This window comes from Nodosilinea sp. E11, assembly GCF_032813545.1.
In the GTDB taxonomy this organism is placed as follows: domain Bacteria; phylum Cyanobacteriota; class Cyanobacteriia; order Phormidesmidales; family Phormidesmidaceae; genus Nodosilinea.
In genome coordinates this window covers 1,485,382-1,501,917 of sequence record NZ_CP136520.1, presented here as the reverse complement: position 1 = coordinate 1,501,917, position 16,536 = coordinate 1,485,382, and the positions used below count along the sequence as shown (strand labels likewise).

Below are 16,536 nucleotides of genomic sequence, written 5' to 3'. Positions count from 1 at the left end.
CCTACTTGGTGCGGCTAAAGGCGATCGCCGCCGCAATAATTAAGCTGAGTAATGCCAGAGGCACCCAGAGGTCATTTACCATCATCATGGGGCTACATCGTCTCGCGCGTGGGTGAACTGCCATGACTGTATCTGACCGAGTGATCTTTTTACAGGAGCGCACCCCCCTCAGCCTGCTGCCCGCCACCACCCTGGCCCCCCTGGCCCGCCAGCTAAACGCCATTACCCTAGCCGAGGGCGAAACGGTGGTCGAAGCTGGGCAAGAGCCCCAGGGTCTCTACATTGTCTGGCAAGGCAAGCTCGAAACCGAGGCCGAGCTAGGGGGCGTCAGCTTTTTGCCCGGTGCCGTGCTGAACCTAGAAGCGCTGCTGCTAGAGCAGCCCGTCGAGCAAACCATTCGCACCCTCACCGACAGCACCCTGTGGTTTGTCGATCGCACCCAGTTTCAGGCCCTAGTCGAGCAATACCCCGGCATTTTGCAGACCTTTACCCGGCAGCTCGTCGATGCGGTCAAGCGGCTATCGTTTCAGTTTGACCGTGAGCAAGAGCGCCAGGGGGTGCTGCGCCCCTACCTAGTCGCCAAGGCCAAACGGGGGGTAATAGGTAGAAGTCGTTACGGCGATCGCCTGCGAGCCGAGATTCGCGAAGCGGCCAGCCATCGGCGATCGGTGCTGATCTTTGGTGAACCGGGCTTAGAAAAAGACAACCTCGCTGCCCTGGTTCACTTTGGCTCGACCCAGCGGCGGCTGCCCATCATCAAAGTAGACTGCGGCCAGCTCCAGGCCAGCGGGGCCGATCTGTTTGGGCGAGTTGGGGGGCGGCTGGGCCTGATCAATGCGCTGGGCGAGGGCACCCTGGTGCTCAACAACCCCAACGAACTCGATGCCGACCTGGTCGAACCCGTAGCCCAACTGCTCAAAACCGGGCAGTATCGCCCCGTGGGCCGCAACGGCGACGCGCCCCTGGTAAACGCTGAAGCGCGAATCATTTTGCTCTCGGAGCAGGGCCTCCCTATTCTCGGTGGCGCGGTGGCCGAAACGATTAAAGTGCCGCCCCTGCGGGTGCGTAAGGCCGACATCGAAGACTGGGTCAACTACTACCTATCCCTGATCTGTCGCCGCCGGGGAACCGGGCGAATCACCGTTGCCCCTGAGGCGATTCGCCGCTTGCAATCCTACGATTTTCCCAACAACCTGCGCGAGCTAGAGAACCTGGTAGAGCGGGCCGCAGCCCAGCTCTCGGGGGGCGGGCTCATCACCGAAGAGATTATTTGGCCTGCCCAGAGCAAAAAGAAACAGCTGCGGCTCAACCTGCTCAACCGCTACCCCGACCTGCGGCGGTTTTTGCGCAGCCCCTGGTGGCCCGATCGCATCAACTACGGCCTCACCCTGGGGCTATTTGCCGTGGTAATTGCCCTACTCTGGTTTGGCCCCCAGCAACGCCATCAGAATGTGGCATTAACGGTGTTTTGGGCCTGGTGGTGGCCCCTGGTGTTGCTGAGTTTCCCGTTTGTGGGGCGGCTGTGGTGCGCGGTCTGCCCCTTTATGATCTATGGCGAGGTGACTCAGTGGGTTTCTGAAAAACTGTTCCCCGGTCGGCTCAAACGCTGGCCCCGCCAGGCCGCCGATCGCTGGGGCGGCTGGTTTCTGGTTGGCCTATTTACCTTAATTTTGGTGTGGGAAGAGGTGTGGAACCTGGAAGACTCGGCTTATCTGTCGGCCTGCCTGCTGCTGCTGATTACCGCTGGGGCGATGATCTTTTCGGCCCTGTTTGAGCGGCGGTTTTGGTGCCGCTACCTCTGCCCCATCGGCGGCATGAACGGCATGTTTGCCAAGCTCTCGATCACTGAGCTGCGGGCGCAGCAGGGCACCTGCTCGGCAGAATGCACCACCTACCAGTGCTACAAGGGCGGCCCCGCCAAAGGGGAAGGCCAGGAGACCAACGGCTGTCCCCTCTACTCGCACCCGGCCCAGCTCGAAGACAACCGCGACTGTGTGCTGTGCATGACCTGTCTTAAAGCCTGCCCCCACCGCTCGGTAGAGCTAAACCTGCGGCCCCCCGGCATTGAGCTATGGACAACCCACCGACCCCGCGCCGCCGAGGTGGCGCTGATGTTTTTGCTGTTGGGGGCGGTGTACCTGCATCGCCTACCCGAGCTAGAGGCGCACCTGGGGATCCATCTGCCCATCAATACGGTGCTGGGGCACAGCTTAGTCTCCCTGGGCGTGCTGGCGCTGCCTGCGCTGTTGTTCGGCATCGCCGAGGGTGGGCAGTGGCTGTGGCGCAAACCTCAAGGCTTGCCGTCGCGCCCGGTGGTGCGGCTAGCCTACGGTTATCTGCCCCTAGTGTGGGCGGCTAGCCTGGCCCACTATCTGCGGCTAGGTCTGGGGGAGGGAGGGCGAATTTTGCCGGTCTCTTTAGCCACCTTTGGGGCCTCAGGGGCAAATCTGCCGGTTTGGGTTGCCCACCCGGCAGTGGTAGCCTTTCTCCAAGGTGTAACGCTGCTGTTGGGTCTGGCGCTGTCGGTCTGGTTGACGGCTAAGATCGGTCGCCAGTCTAGCCGCCAGCAGTGGGTTCAGCATGCCTGTATTGGGCTGCTGGGGCTGAGTTTGTGGTGGCTAATTCCGGGTTTTTAAAAAGTGGGGCTGGCGGCTGACCCCAATCGATTTCAGCTTTCAGATTGTGTAAAGTTTTGGTGTAAGGTTTACCCCAGTATTGCCCTCCACAGATGCTAATTGCTTGGGCCTGCTAAGGTACGTTTTAGTTCAAGAGCACATGTCTGACTTGGTCAATCTATCCCCCGCGTTTCGTCACCCCCGAGTTCCTCCTCACGGTTTCGCGCATGTTCCAGGAAAATTCGCTGGACTTTAAGCTCGTTCAACGGGTCTGCCTGCTACAACGGGCTCTAGACCAGGCCAAAGCATCCCTAGATGAGATGCAGGAACAGGTGGCTAACCACGATATGCTTCAGGCTCACCTGGCCCAAATCGAAGAATATTCCAACGTTCAGCAAAAAATTATTCTCAACCTGAAGCAACAGCTCGATGCCAAAGACCAGTGGCAGCACGATGTGCTGGACCAGCTGGTGGCTGGGGTAAAGGGGCTAGTGGCTGACCAGCAGCTTGAGCTTGAGCGACTGCGATCGCGCATCCACCAGGGGCAATCCGAGGTGCAAGACTACCTGGTGCGGCTCAAAAACCATTACCAGGGTCTGGCCCAGGGCCGGGCCGCCACCAACGACCTCGACCTCAACTCTGAAGTCATGATTGCGCGATCGCTCATCGTTGGCCTCAGCAGTCAGCTTCAGTCGGCCCAGCACCACATTCAGCACCTCGACACCACCGTGACCCGCCACCAAGTCACCCTGGCGCGCATGCAGGCCTACGTTAACCATGGCACCCAGGGAGTAGGTGGGGAGCCTCAGCCCCTGGCGCTGCCCCCCGCCCACCCCGACCTAGACGATGACCCCGTCGCGCTTAAGGCGATCATCGAGGCCCAGCGCCAAAAAATTGCCGAACTCAGCGCCGAATTGGGACAACAGTTTCATCAGCAGAACAGCCTCAAGTACCGCTGCCAAGAAATCGCCGCCGAACGCGATGGCCTCAAGCAGCAAGCCGCTGCCCTCAGCCTAGAGAATGAAGCCTTGCAAAAGCAAATCCGGCGCAAGGACAATGGTGGGGAGTGAGGGATTGGGTTTCGGGTATTGGGTTTTGGGTGTCAGGTTTCGGGTTTTGAACGTTCGAACGTTTCTAAGGGATCTGGATGTCCTAACCCAATGGACTATGGTTATACCCGCCACCCGCCACCCAATACCGTTCCTCCTTCCCCTAGTGCGATTCACCAATGCGATCGGGCAGCACCCCTTCTAACAGGGGTGTCAGCGAATTTTTGAGTTGCCCGGCGCGAATAAATTCGGCGTAGGTGTCGGCCTCGATCGCTAGCAATTCTTCCCGCAGTTGGTTTGAGGCAAATTCGCGAATCACATCGTTTTGCTGCTCTAGCTTGGCCAGGTTTTCTTTGACTGTATCGAGCTGTCCAGCCACCAGGGCCATCTGGTAGCCGACAAATTCGGGGTCAAATTCTTGGTTGGTTTTCATCGTTTCTAAACGCTGCATCACCCGCGTAAGGGCTGCCCGCTGAGCGGTCATTTGGTTGTACTCCAGCTTGATTGGCTGGTCACCCAGCAGGTTCAGATATTCGAGCAGCGGTTTGGTCGTGAGGCCCTGCACCAGTAGGGTAAACAGCATGACGCCAAACACGATGGCGATTACCTCCTGGCGTTCGCTCAGCATAGCGGGCACGCTCAGGGCCAGGGCCACCGAGACTGACCCTCGCAACCCGCCCCACCAGAGAATCACCTGCCCCTTGACCGGCAAATCCATATCGGGGCCGGTGACAGCGTTACTGAGGGCACCGAGGGCAAAAATGCTGACGGCGCGGGCGGCAAGCATCAGGGCGATCGCGATCAAGATCTTGTCTAGCTCGTCGATTAGCCCCTGAAACCGTACCTGGTCGCCAATCAGCAAAAACACGATGGAGTTGATGAAAAACGACAAAAACTCCCAAAACTCAGACACCACCAGTCGGGTGCGGGGGTTCATGCCGATCCGGGAGCCAAAGTTGCCGAGAATCAGGCCCGTGGTCACCACGGCAATGACCCCAGAGCCGCCCAGTTCCTCCGCCACCAGGTAGGTGCCGTAGGCCGATACCAGGGTCAACGACTGCTCTACCAGGGGAATGTCAAACCGCTGGGTTAGAAACGACAGGCCAAAGCCGATCAGCCCGCCAATGCTGATGCCGATGCCGACAAACACCAGAAACCGAGCGATGGTCACCGATACGTCAAACTGCTCTAGCCCCAGGGCAATGCCCAGCAGCAGGTTAAAGGCCACAACCGCAACGCCATCGTTAAACAGGCTTTCGCCCTCCATGACGGTGGTGAGTTTTTTATCGACCCCCAGTTCGCGAAATAGGGCCACCACCGACACCGGGTCGGTGGCCGACAGGCTGGCCCCTACCAGCAGCGCCGTGGCCAGCGATGCCCCCGCAAAGGCTTGCAGCCCAAACACCAGGGCGCTAACGCAGATCACCACCCCCAGAATGGCGTAGAGCACTACGGGCACCGAGTACTGCTTCAGGCTCTTCCAGTTGAGGTTCCAGGCGGCCTCAAACAGCAGCGGCGGCAGAAAAATAAATAAAATCAGCTGGGGCGACAGGTTAATCAGGCGCACATCGAGCACCGCCAGCCCCAACCCCACCAGCAGCAGCAGCAGGGTGTAAGGAATATTTCGCAGCACGCTAAACACCCGCGACAGGGTGGCTACCCCCAGCGACACCGACAGCACCAGGCAAAACTGGCGTAGGTGCTCCTCAATCGCCGGGTCTTCTAGGGCTGGCTCAACGGCGATAAAAAAATCCATAACACTATCAAACATCACAATTTCTCTCGAATACTGTCTGCCTGGGACAACAACGCCTCCGCAAAGGACAACGACTGCTGGTGCGACTCGCCCCCGGCTAGCTGGGCTAGCTCCTGTTGGCGATCGGCCAGCGACAGGGGCATCACTCGCACCACAGTTCGTTCGCCCTCAGTATCGCTGGCCTTCTGCCCCTTGGCCGTAGCCGCCTCTACCACCTGCTTACCCACCCGAAAGTGAGCATCGGCCAGGGCCGCCACCATGGGCTGGTGGGTGACGCAGAGCACCTGGTGCTGGCGACCGAGCTGGTAGAGCTTTTCGGCGATCGCCTGGGCGACCCGCCCCGACACCCCCACATCGATCTCGTCAAACACCAGCGTGCCCACTGGGTCTACCTGGGAGAAGCAGGCCTTGAGGGCCAGCAAAAAGCGACTCATTTCGCCGCCTGAGGCCGTCTCCGCCAGGGGTTGCAGGGGCTCACCGGGGTTGGGGCTAAACAAAAACCGAATGCCGTCTGCTCCGGTGGCGGTAGGAGTGCTCGGCGTCAGCTCCACCTGAAACTGCACCCGATCCATCGCCAGGGGTTTGAGTTCGTTGACCAGGCGGGTTTCGAGCTGTTGGGCAACGCCCTGGCGCAGGGCGGTGAGCTGGGCGCAGGCATCCCCCAAGATCCTCTGGGTTTTCTCGACCTCGGCCTCTAGAGCCTCAATCGACTGCCCTTCTCCCGATAGCTCGGCAAGGGATTGCACCACCTCGTTCCGGTAGGCCACCAACTCGGGCAGGGTGCGGCTAAAGCGGCGGCACAGGGCCTTGAGCTGGCGCATGCGTTCTTCGACGTCTTCCAGCCGCTGGGGGTCGGCCTCGACGCTGGCTCCGTAGGCATTGATGGCCCGCCCAGCTTCTTCTACTTGGGTGAGGGCTTCGCTGACCATGGCCAAAATAGAGGCAATGGCCGGGTCGTAGCGCTCCATATCGATCAAGATGGCCTCGGCCTTGCCCAGCAGGTCGGCACAGGCGCTTTCTCCCGCATCACTCTCGTAGAGAATTTGGTAGGCGGCGTAGCTGTTTTGTTGCAGGTCAACGCTGTGGTTGAGGCGATCGTGCTCCTGGGCCAGGTGGTCTAGCTCTTGGGGATCGTCGAGCTGGGCCTGCTCTAGGTCTTGGCGGTGCATTTGCAGCAGTTCAAACTGGTCGCGGCGCTGCTGGTCGGCCTTGCGGCGGGCCTCCAGCCGTTTCTTGGCCTGGGCAGCGGCCTCGTAGGCTACGGCAACGTTTTGGCGCTGGGCCATGAGAGGAGCACCGCCAAAGCCGTCGAGCCACTCCCGCTGGCGATCGCCCGAGCCGAGCAGCACAGTCTGCCCCTGGGCGGTGATTTCGACCAGCTTTTGCCGCAGGCCCTCTAGCTGAGGCCGAGTGGCGGGGCTGCCGTTGAGAAAGGAGCGACTGCGCAGGGTTTTGCCCAGGGTCAGCTCTCGCCGCAGCACCAAGGCCCCATCACCGGCAGGGAAATCCTGCTCTGCCAGCCAAGCATGAATGTCGGTGGGTACGTCAAAGGTCGCTTCGACCAGGGCCTTCGAGCTGCCCGATCGCACTAGACGTTGGTTGGCCTTGCCTCCCAAAACGGCATCAATCGCGTCGAGAATAATTGATTTGCCCGCCCCGGTTTCGCCGGTGAGCACATTTAGCCCCGCCTCAAGCCGCAGATCGAGCTGGTCGATCAGGGCAAAGTTTTCAATGTGCAGGGCCGTTAGCATGGGGGCAGCATGTTAGTACCCACGTATTTTAATGGGAAGCCCCACGGATACGCTGCTGAAAGTGCGTAAGATTTGAGCGGCTCGCCGTTTTGTCGGTAGAGAACCAGGTAACGCCAAAATCATCGCAATGCGCTTATTAGGTAGGGTAAATGGGGCGCTTGCGTTATTTGACTTGGTGGCAACGCTGCTGCCCATTGATGTGGCTCGGCTAACGCTAGTAAAGTCAGTGCGATCGCCTCCAAAAGTAGGGTGGGCATTGCCCACCGCCCCACTTATACACCCACCGCCTACCCCTCCCCTCAACTATCCAGCGATGGTAGACGGCAGACCGTGAGCGGTGCTAATCCAACGTGTCTAGCTTGCGACGCGTGGGTAAAAGGTAGGCACTGCCCACCTACGGCATTCTGCCCTGGGGGCATGACCGACAAACTCCGGGCTGCCCTGCGAAAATCCTTCGTTGGGTGCAAGTAGGGAGGTCACTACCTGGGATTCTGAAGCTATACCGTTACAATAGTTTACGGGAACACTTCGGGCGCGGGCCTGGGGTCCTTAGGTTAACCGTACTCTTTCTTCTCTGAGCTTGCTATGGCCCTCAACACCACTCAGAATTCAGCTCAGCCTGTCGTGGACACCATCGACATTATCGATGCTGAGGCAATTACGGTAACCGGGGAAGTGATGACAGAGCCGGTGCCGGTGCCCGCCGCGCCCCGCACTTTGGCCACTAAGGCACAAGATCCTTTCGAATCGTTTGGCTACGACCCCGAGGCGATCGCTGCCCACTACCGCCGCCGCCCGTTTCAGGTCTGGACTCGATTCTTGGGTATTTTCTTGCCGATCGCGGGCTTCTTTGCCCAGATCTGGCTCGATCGCCGCGCCGGTCGCAGCGCTCAAAACGAGGCCAAACGGGCGGTTCAGCTGCGCACGATGCTCACCAACCTCGGCCCGGCCTACATCAAAATTGGCCAGGCGCTCTCTACCCGACCCGACCTGGTGCCGCCGGTTTTTCTTGAAGAGCTGACCACGCTGCAAGACCAGATCCCACCCTTCCCCGATGCGATCGCCTACCGCTTTATTGAAGAAGAGCTGGGTGCCCCCCCTAGCCAGATCTACGCCGAAATTTCTGAAAGCCCGATCGCGGCGGCTTCTTTGGGCCAGGTTTACAAGGGCAGACTGCACAGCGGCGAAGCGGTGGCCATCAAAGTGCAGCGCCCCGGTCTGGCCCAGCGCATTGCCCTCGACCTCTACATCATTCGGGGGCTGGCTCGCTTTGCCACCAACCGCATCAGCCAAATTCGCAGCGACCTAGTCGCCATCATGGATGAGTTTGGTGAGCGCATCTTTGAAGAGATGGACTACACCCACGAGGGCGAAAACGCCCAGCGCTTCGCCCATCTCTACGGCCACATCGCCGACATCTACGTGCCCCACATCTACCCTCAGTACACCGCCCGCCGGGTGCTGACCATGGAGTGGATTGAGGGCACCAAGCTGACCAACATTGACAAGCTAAACAGCCTGGGTATCGACGCCACCCACCTGATCGATGTCGGGGTGCAGTGCTCCCTGCGGCAGCTGCTAGAGCACGGCTTTTTTCACGCCGACCCCCACCCCGGCAACCTGCTGGCCATGGCCGATGGCAAGCTAGCCTACCTCGACTTTGGCATGATGAGCGAGGTCAAACCCTACCAGCGTTACGGCCTGATTGAGGCGGTGGTGCACATGGTCAACCGCGACTTTGAGGGGCTGGCCAACGACTACGTCAAGCTAGAGTTTCTCACTCCCGACACCGACCTGACACCGATTATTCCAGCTTTGGCCAACGTGTTTAGCAATGCCCTGGGGGCGAGCGTTGCCGAGCTGAACTTTAAGAGCATCACCGACGAATTTTCGGCGCTGATGTACGAGTATCCCTTCCGGGTGCCTGCCTACTACGCCCTGATCATTCGCTCCCTGGTGACCCTAGAGGGCATTGCGATCAACGTCGACCCTGAATTTAAGGTGCTGAGCAAGGCCTATCCCTACGTGGCTAAGCGGCTGCTGACGGACCAATCGCCGGAGCTGCGGGCCTCGCTGCAAGATCTGCTGTTTAAAGACGGCAGCTTTCGCTGGAACCGACTGGAGAACCTGCTGCGCAACGCCCGCAGCAGCGACGACTACGATATGGATCGGCTGATCGACCAGACCCTGGAGTTTTTGTTTTCAGACCGGGGCTCGTTTTTGCGCGATCGCATCGTCAGCGAACTGGTCAACGGTCTAGACAGCTTTGGCCAGAGCACTGTGCAAAACCTGACCACCGCTGTGCAGCGCCGCCTAGGCTTCAAGCAAGCGGTGCCGGTTGCTGCTACCACTGCCTCCAGCGACCTCGACCACCTGCGCCGCATTCTCGACATTCTCAAAGATACCCCCGGCTTTGATGCCGCCCAGGTGGCTACCCGCATTCCCAATCTGTTGTTTAAGCCCGAAACCCAGGCTATGGGCCAGCAGGTGGTATCGGGCTTGGCCCAGCGAGCCTTAGCCCGCTTCATTCGCACTTTGCTGCTAGAGGATGAGCCTAGCGACCTCAGGCCCCAGCTTGCTCCGGTTGGGTCGAGCCAGCTAGCTAACCGGGTTGCCCTTGAAAAAGTTAGTTTCTAGATACACCTTATCTAGGTAGCGAAGAAATTCTGCATTGTACGGCCCCACTTTTTGAATTAAAAAGAAAATTGAAAAGGCACAGCCCGGCAGCAGACGGGCCAGCGGTCGCGCTAGCTGCCGGGGAAACGGATAGAATTGTGACCCATAAAAGCCTGAGACAACGGTTAGATTGCCGACCGTTTCTCGATAAAAAAGCAGCGTATCGCCTTTAGAAAAAGGTCTAACATGGGCCGAAATCATTTTGTTGCAGGTGGGGTGTACTCCTACTAGGCCTAGGAGTCGGTTGTGCAATGACAAAACATTGGGTACCCCTAGGTAAAGGTAGCCACCCACCTTTAAAACTCTAAAAATCTCGTGGTTAATCCAATAGATTTCTTTAGTGTGCTCTAATACTTGGTTGGCAATGACTAGATCGACTGACTCGGGTGCTAAGGGCAGCGGTTCGGCTTCTATATTTACCGAAATCGGCTTAATACCAGCGGCGATTAAAGCAGGAGAATTCCAGTCGCCGTAGTCAACCCCAACGCAATGGGCCTGAGGATGTTGGGCTAGAACCGTTTTCAAATCGTCGCCGCCGCCACAGCCAAGGTCAACGCAGGTGTCGATCGCCAGGGGTTGTACCACTTTTGCCAAAACGTGGCGACCGTAGGTTTCTCTGTGATCGACGGTGGTCAGGCGGCTGATGGTGCCCGGTGTAACTCGTCTGAACATCACTAGGCTCGTGAAGGGGGCAGAGTTTAGCTAGGCAAGTTGTGCCTTCTGCCATTAAAACCTCACTGCTGCTCCCTGAGCTAGCGCTAGGGCAAGTTCTGTGGGGCCTTAAGGGCAATAGTGACTATCATTGGGAGCCTGCTGGGGCGTGAAATTGGCGATCGCCCCAGGGCAGCGCTTTGATGGGTTAAATCACACCCTTAGAGCTGGGAATCAGGTGGGCGCGGCGGGGGTCAACCTCGGTAGCCATGCGCATGGCGCGGGCAAAGGCCTTAAAGGTGGCCTCAATAATGTGGTGGGAGTTAATGCCATCGAGCTGACGAATGTGCAAGGTCATCTGGCTGTGGTTGACCACGGCGACAAAAAACTCGCGCACCAGCTGGGTGTCGTAGGTGCCGACCCGCTGGGTGGGAATGTCTAGGCCGTAGCTGAGGTGGGGCCGCCCAGAAAAATCTAGCGCCACCTGCACCAGCGACTCATCGAGGGGGGCAACAAAGTGGCCAAAGCGGGTAATGCCTTTGCGATCGCCTAGGGCCTGGTGCAGCGCCATACCCAGGGTAATGCCCACGTCCTCGTTGGTGTGGTGGTCGTCGATCTCAATATCGCCTGTGGCCTGCACCTCTAGGTCGATCAACCCATGGGAGGAGATCTGGTGCAGCATGTGGTCGAGAAAAGGAATGCCTGTTTTCGCATTGCACTGCCCGGTGCCGTCTAAATCTAGGCTGACCTGCACATCGGTTTCGCCGGTAGTGCGGCTGACGGTCGCTTGCCGCTGGGGGTAAACCAAACCAGGGTTAGGAGCAGAGACAGGGCGATCTTGGGTTTGCATGGCAGAGTAACGGGTTAAACCTCTGATCATAAACGACCCCTGAGCTTGGCAAAACCGTTAAGGGTGACATTTCCTCGGTTGAGCCCGCCGCCATTGCCCAAAGCAAGCTCATTCCTAACCCTAATTCCCCTGGCTGGGTACGCGGTGCTCTAACTGCCGGGAAATTTTTCGAGCTCGGCCTGGGCTTGCAAATCCATGTGTCCCGGTTGAACATCAATGTGCTGAATCTGGAGGGTCATGCCGCTGAGGGTAAACTGGCGCAGGTCTAGCAGCTCTCTGGCTGCCTCCAGCAGACTATTGGTCAGGCTTTCCGATGTATTTGCTTCCGCCATTTGAACTTGTTTGAGCAAGATCTGATGCCCCTGGGCCGCCATTTCTGGCACCGCGCTAAAGGCTACCTGCTGAGTTTCCCCGGAGTCAACCATGGTGACCTGGGCGGCGATCGCAACTTTGCCCTCCCCCGGCAGCGAAACGCTAACTTGCTGCACCTGCACCCGCACCGGGCGATCGTCTAGGGTGATCTTGAGGGCCTCTAGCTTTTGCTGAATATAGGCGGAGTTACAGGCCCGCTCGATGTCGGCTTCAGTCAGCTTGATCGCTGCGGTGGCGTTGGTAGGGCGAGTGAGCTGAATTTCGCCCAAGGCGGCCTTGAGTGGGTCAATGGCCAGGCCATCGGTTTTTAAGCTCAGTTGCTCGGTGCGCAGGTCATCTTTAATCACCAGCCCTTGCCCTTGAATGCTGGCCGACTCCAGTTCTCCCTGCATGAGGGCGATCGGATTGGTGCGAATATCGGCCTTTAGGGAGTCTACGGCGTCGAGTTGGGTCGTCAGCCCTACTTCTACGGCTTTGCTGAGAGCCTGCTCACCCAAATCTGCATCACCTTTTGCCATGGTTGGTACCTTTGTATACGGTTGAACCAACCAGTCTAGATGGCCGATAGAGCCTTTAAGCTCTGTCGAGATTGGGGTTTTCGCCCACGGCAATAGGCTGCTAGGGAGGTACAGGTTAATCTTTCTTAATAGGTAGCCCAGCGGTGGGGAATTGTGGCACTGGTGTCCTTGTCGTGGCCCGATTTAGCCGCATTACGCATTCTTGGCTGGGCTATTGTGCTCCCTAAGCCATGGCCTCTAGGGCGGCCAAAATGGCGTCGCGGGTAACCTCGCCGGTGACCACGGCTGCCCCCAGCCCCTTGGGCATGACAAACTGAACTTGGCCCTCCTCTACTTTTTTGTCGCCCTGGAGGCTGGTCAAAATAGCCTCAAAATCTAGCCCGGCAGGCAGGCGAGTCGGCAGCCCCGTTTTCTCTAAGAGCGCTAGCTGTCGGGCGGCGTCGGCCTCAGACCAAAAATCGAGGGCGGTGGCGATGTGCCCGGCGGCAACCATGCCGATCGCCACCGCTTCGCCGTGGTTGACCCCCCGGTAGTGCATCAGGCTTTCGATTGCATGGCCAATGGTGTGGCCGTAGTTGAGAATGGCCCGCAAGCCCGCCTCTTTTTCGTCTTGGGAGACCACTTCAGCCTTGGCCTGGCACGATCGCGTCAAAATCGTGTGCAGCAGCTGATCGCCGAGGTAACGATAGTGATCGAGGCGCGGCGCGGCTTCTAGAGTCTCAAACAGATCGCGATCCCATATGACGCCGTACTTGATCACCTCGGCCATGCCAGCGCGAAACTCTCGGGGGGGCAGGGTTTTGAGGACAGATGGATCGATCATCACCAGGCGCGGCTGGTGAAAGGCCCCAATTAGGTTCTTGCCCTGGGGGTGGTTAACGCCGGTTTTGCCGCCAATAGAGGCATCGACCATGGCCAGCAGCGAGGTGGGCACCTGCACTACGCTCACCCCTCGCAGCCAGGTGGCCGCCGCAAATCCGGTCATATCGCCAATCACCCCGCCGCCCAGGGCGACCATGGCCGACTTGCGCTCTAGGCGGAAGCCCAGGGCCGCATCATAAATTTTTTGGATGGAGGTGAGGGTTTTGTAGCGTTCGCCAGCGGGCAGTAGGCAGGTTTCGACGCTATAGCCTGCTTTGCTAAGGGTGGTGAGGGCGCGATCGCCATACTGCTTAAAAATAGCCGGGTTGGACACCAGCAGTAGCTTTTGACCCGGTTTGACCAGCGCCGTCTCTCCCTCTGCCAGCCAGGTGCCCAGGTGGTCGATACCGGCAGTGGCTACCACCACGTCGTAGGGGTTGCTGGGCAGCGGCACAGAAACAATGGACTTCATAGACATAGCTAGGCAAATAGAGAGTCGCTTTAAAACTGTAGCGGTTAGCGGGGCGCTCAGGAGAACCAGCCTGCTCAGCCCATCGGCCTGCCTCACTCAGCCCATGCCGTGGTTCAATAGATAGGCATAACTGTTGTGGAGAGAGACTATGGGAAGTGTAGTAGCTTACGTTGTGTTTTTGTCGGTGATGGTGGGTACGGCCATTGGGCTGTATTTTGGTCTGCGCCTGGTCAAGATCATTTAGCCCGCCTGATTCGATGGCCGATTATTTAGAGGTAGTCTGGGTAACCAGCATCCCCAGGCCCTGAATTACGCCCAGCATCAGCCAACCCAAAATGTTGATGCGGGCATCGTAAAACGCCAGGTCAAAAATGGCAAAGGCCACCGTGCCGCCAAAGCCTGCGAGGTAGCCAGCCAACAGGGCTGTGGGCTGGGTGGGCAGCGGGTAGCAGAACAGCGCGTAGGTGCTGCTACCTACCACCCAGCCTACGATGGCGGTAAAGCCTAGGGCGACCGGCACCCCGGCCTCAGCGGCCAGCATTAGCCAAAGGTTGTGGGCATGGGGCAAAAAATCTCCTTCTACCGGGAAGCTGGCCGGGTCGTAGAGCAGCTTGAAGGTGCCCAGGCCGCTGCCAAACCACGGCTGCTGAGGAATCATCTCTAGGGCGAGTTGCCAGACGCTAAAGCGTAGGTAGACGGTGCTGAGCGCCTCTCCGAGGGAGCGCCCGCCGATTCCCCAGATCAGGGTGCTGACGAGCCCTAGGGCGATCGCTCCCAACCCCGCCCAAAAAATATAGCGATAGGGCCGCAGCAGCCCACCAAATAGCAACAATTGCAGACCGGCAATCAGTAGTCCATTGCGTGAGCCAGAGCAATAGATGCCGACGAGGGCTAGGGCGGTGGCCCCACAGACCCACAGCCCTTTGCCCTTGAGCTCGGGGCGGTTGAGGTAGTAGGCACAGAGGCCCAGCCCCAGGCCAAACACAATCACCATGTAGTTGGCTAGGGCGTTGGGGTGGCCAAACACGGCACTGGCCCGGTGGCCGTAGTAAGTTTGCTGATAGAGCCACTGAAGCCAGGGCTGATCGCCCCAGCGGCTGAGGCTAGTAGGGGCCCACAGATAAAATTCGACGATCGCCATCAGATTGATCGGAACGCTGGCCACCAGAAGGGCCATGGCCCAGTGGTGCAGGGTTTTAAACGGCTGGGCAAATTTGGGCAGAATGACCGCGATCGCCGCGTAGAAGCCGAAAAACGGCAAAAAATTGAGCACTTGCAGCGCCGACTCCCCCCGTGCCTGCGATAGGGCTACGCTAACCCCCAGCCCCAGGGATAGCCACACCCAGCCCTGGGTGTAGAGCAGTCGCCAGATCGCTCGACCCCAGCGATGAAGGCTGACTAGCAAAACCCAGACCAACGGGGCGATCGCCCCATAGACCACGTAGGGCAACACCACCAGCCCGGCCCAAATCAATCGCTCTAGGCTGAGGTTGCTAACCCCAAACCCCCTTACCCTAGTAGGCTCCATCGCCAATGGTGACCACCCAAACTGTTCTTAAAAGAATATAGATGTCGAGCCAAACTGACCAGTTTCTGACGTAGTAGGCATCGAGGTTAACCCGTTCTTCGTAGGACACATTGTTGCGCCCCGACACTTGCCACAGCCCCGTGAGGCCGGGTAAGACCTTGGTGTAAAGATTGTAGGTGTCGGCGTAACGAAAAACCTCTGCTTGGACAATAGGGCGTGGCCCCACTAAACTCATTTCTCCCCGCAGCACGTTCCAGAGCTGGGGTAGTTCGTCTAGGCTGGTGCGCCGCAAAAACCGACCTATGCGGGTAATGCGTGGGTCATAGCGAAGTTTGTGGTCGCGTTCCCACTGCGATCGCAGGGTGGGGTTTTCGTCAAAATAGCGCTCTAGCACCTGGTCGGCGTTGGGCACCATCGAACGAAACTTCCAGGCGACAAAGGGCGTGTTGTTTTGCCCTAGGCGCGGCTGTCCGTAGAACACCGGCCCCCGCGAGTCAAGCCGCACCATCACTGCGATCGCAACTAACACGGGCAGCAGCACAATGCCCACCACCAGAGTTAGGCCAATGTCTAGCAGCGCTTTGATCAGCCGTGGCCCCGGCAACAAAAGCTGCTGGCGAATTTCTAACCCCAAAATTCCACCCAGATCCTTAGAGCTGACCCAGAGGCTGGCCACCCCAAACAGGTCTGGAATCATCATCAGGTGGGGAAAGGTGCGACCGTAGCGCTCTAAAATTCGCAGAAGCTTTTCCCGCTGCACCCCCGGCATCGCCACAATGGCGTAGTGAATGTCATGCTTGCGGGCCAGCCGTGGGGCGATCGACAGCGGCCCGACAATGGGAACACCACAGATCGTATCTTGGCGATCGCGATCGTCGTCTAAGACCGCCACCGGTTTGAGGCCAAAACTCGGCTGGTTTTTCAAGGTCTGAATCACCAACTCTCCGGTGCGCCCACCCCCCAAGATCAGCACCTGGTAGCCCCACCAGGGGTAGCGAGCAAAAATCTGCCTGACCAACAACCGCCCCAGCAACACCATCAGCAGAGACAGTGCCCAGGTGATCAAAAAGACCCCCCGAGAGTAGGTTTCGCTTTCGCCGGTCAAAAACAACCCCGCCCCCAGCACCAGATAGGTAAAGCTGGTGGACAGGCAAATGCGGCGGAGTTCATCGACCGGGCTCAGCCCCACCGCTGGGTATAGCCCTGCCGCCGCGTAAGCCAGCAAAAACACTCCTAATATCGGCCAGAGCTGCCCGTAGAGCCCCGGCAGGTACTGCCCGCCAAAGGCTAAACGCAGATAAACGCCCGTGGCACCCGCCAACCCTAAAGCCAGAAGATCCGATGCGCCCAGCAGGCCAACCATCGGCAAAGACCGGGTTGACATCCGTATAGACACCATGACTGGTTGAACTGTGCGCTCCAGAGGAAACATAAATT

13 protein-coding genes are annotated in these 16,536 nt (G+C 58.7%); 4 read left to right on the top strand and 9 right to left on the bottom strand.

Annotated elements, in window-relative coordinates; genetic code table 11:
* Window position 1 precedes the first annotated feature (1 nt).
* Window positions 2-124, bottom strand: a complete 123-nt coding sequence (locus RRF56_RS08995; RefSeq protein WP_317037300.1) for a hypothetical protein — start codon at window positions 122-124, stop codon at window positions 2-4.
* Here RRF56_RS08995 and RRF56_RS08990 point away from each other — a divergent pair.
* Together RRF56_RS08990 and RRF56_RS08985 are read left to right on the top strand one after the other, a co-directional pair.
* Window positions 123-2,636, top strand: a complete 2,514-nt coding sequence (locus RRF56_RS08990) for a cyclic nucleotide-binding domain-containing protein (protein ID WP_317037299.1) — start codon at window positions 123-125, stop codon at window positions 2,634-2,636. The two genes, RRF56_RS08995 and RRF56_RS08990, sit on opposite strands and share 2 nt — an antisense overlap.
* 206 nt (window positions 2,637-2,842) lie before the next feature.
* Window positions 2,843-3,685 carry a hypothetical protein gene (locus tag RRF56_RS08985; RefSeq protein ID WP_317037298.1) on the top strand — a complete coding sequence of 281 codons (843 nt, stop codon included), beginning with the start codon at window positions 2,843-2,845 and terminating at the stop codon, window positions 3,683-3,685.
* Window positions 3,686-3,827: 142 nt separating this feature from the next.
* Here RRF56_RS08985 and RRF56_RS08980 read toward each other — a convergent pair whose 3' ends face one another.
* Entirely contained in the window at window positions 3,828-5,435 is a 1,608-nt protein-coding gene (locus RRF56_RS08980; RefSeq protein WP_317037297.1) for a sodium:proton antiporter, read from the bottom strand.
* Window positions 5,435-7,171, bottom strand: a complete 1,737-nt coding sequence (recN, locus tag RRF56_RS08975) for a DNA repair protein RecN (RefSeq protein WP_317037296.1) — start codon at window positions 7,169-7,171, stop codon at window positions 5,435-5,437. The genes RRF56_RS08980 and recN overlap by 1 nt, the downstream gene beginning before the upstream one ends.
* A gap of 585 nt (window positions 7,172-7,756) precedes the next feature.
* On the opposite strand from recN, the gene RRF56_RS08970 reads away from it, so the two are divergent.
* On the top strand, window positions 7,757-9,808 hold the full coding sequence (locus tag RRF56_RS08970; protein ID WP_317037295.1) for an AarF/ABC1/UbiB kinase family protein: 2,052 nt from the start codon (window positions 7,757-7,759) through the stop codon (window positions 9,806-9,808).
* Here the strand turns inward: RRF56_RS08970 and RRF56_RS08965 are convergent.
* From RRF56_RS08965 to aroB, 4 genes are all read right to left on the bottom strand, one after another.
* Window positions 9,770-10,519: a class I SAM-dependent methyltransferase gene (locus RRF56_RS08965; RefSeq protein WP_317037294.1), complete on the bottom strand. Its 750-nt coding sequence runs from the start codon at window positions 10,517-10,519 to the stop codon at window positions 9,770-9,772. The two genes, RRF56_RS08970 and RRF56_RS08965, sit on opposite strands and share 39 nt — an antisense overlap.
* 187 nt (window positions 10,520-10,706) lie before the next feature.
* Window positions 10,707-11,348 carry an imidazoleglycerol-phosphate dehydratase HisB gene (gene hisB, locus RRF56_RS08960; RefSeq protein ID WP_317037293.1) on the bottom strand — a complete coding sequence of 214 codons (642 nt, stop codon included), beginning with the start codon at window positions 11,346-11,348 and terminating at the stop codon, window positions 10,707-10,709.
* Window positions 11,349-11,497: 149 nt separating this feature from the next.
* Complete coding sequence (locus RRF56_RS08955) at window positions 11,498-12,238, bottom strand: DUF2993 domain-containing protein (RefSeq protein ID WP_317037292.1); 741 nt, start codon at window positions 12,236-12,238, stop codon at window positions 11,498-11,500.
* Window positions 12,239-12,461: 223 nt separating this feature from the next.
* The gene (aroB, locus tag RRF56_RS08950; RefSeq protein WP_410510584.1) at window positions 12,462-13,571 is read right to left on the bottom strand and encodes a 3-dehydroquinate synthase; all 1,110 of its coding nucleotides are present in this window, start codon (window positions 13,569-13,571) and stop codon (window positions 12,462-12,464) included.
* A 148-nt stretch (window positions 13,572-13,719) separates the two neighbouring features.
* Here aroB and RRF56_RS08945 point away from each other — a divergent pair, with 148 nt between their 5' ends.
* Complete coding sequence (locus RRF56_RS08945) at window positions 13,720-13,815, top strand: cytochrome b6-f complex subunit PetL (RefSeq protein ID WP_317037290.1); 96 nt, start codon at window positions 13,720-13,722, stop codon at window positions 13,813-13,815.
* A gap of 21 nt (window positions 13,816-13,836) precedes the next feature.
* Here RRF56_RS08945 and RRF56_RS08940 read toward each other — a convergent pair whose 3' ends face one another.
* The gene (locus tag RRF56_RS08940; protein WP_317037289.1) at window positions 13,837-15,099 is read right to left on the bottom strand and encodes an O-antigen ligase family protein; all 1,263 of its coding nucleotides are present in this window, start codon (window positions 15,097-15,099) and stop codon (window positions 13,837-13,839) included.
* Window positions 15,086-16,483, bottom strand: coding sequence for an undecaprenyl-phosphate galactose phosphotransferase WbaP (wbaP, locus tag RRF56_RS08935; protein WP_317037288.1), 1,398 nt, complete (start codon window positions 16,481-16,483; stop codon window positions 15,086-15,088). The genes RRF56_RS08940 and wbaP overlap by 14 nt, the downstream gene beginning before the upstream one ends.
* Window positions 16,484-16,536 lie beyond the last annotated feature (53 nt).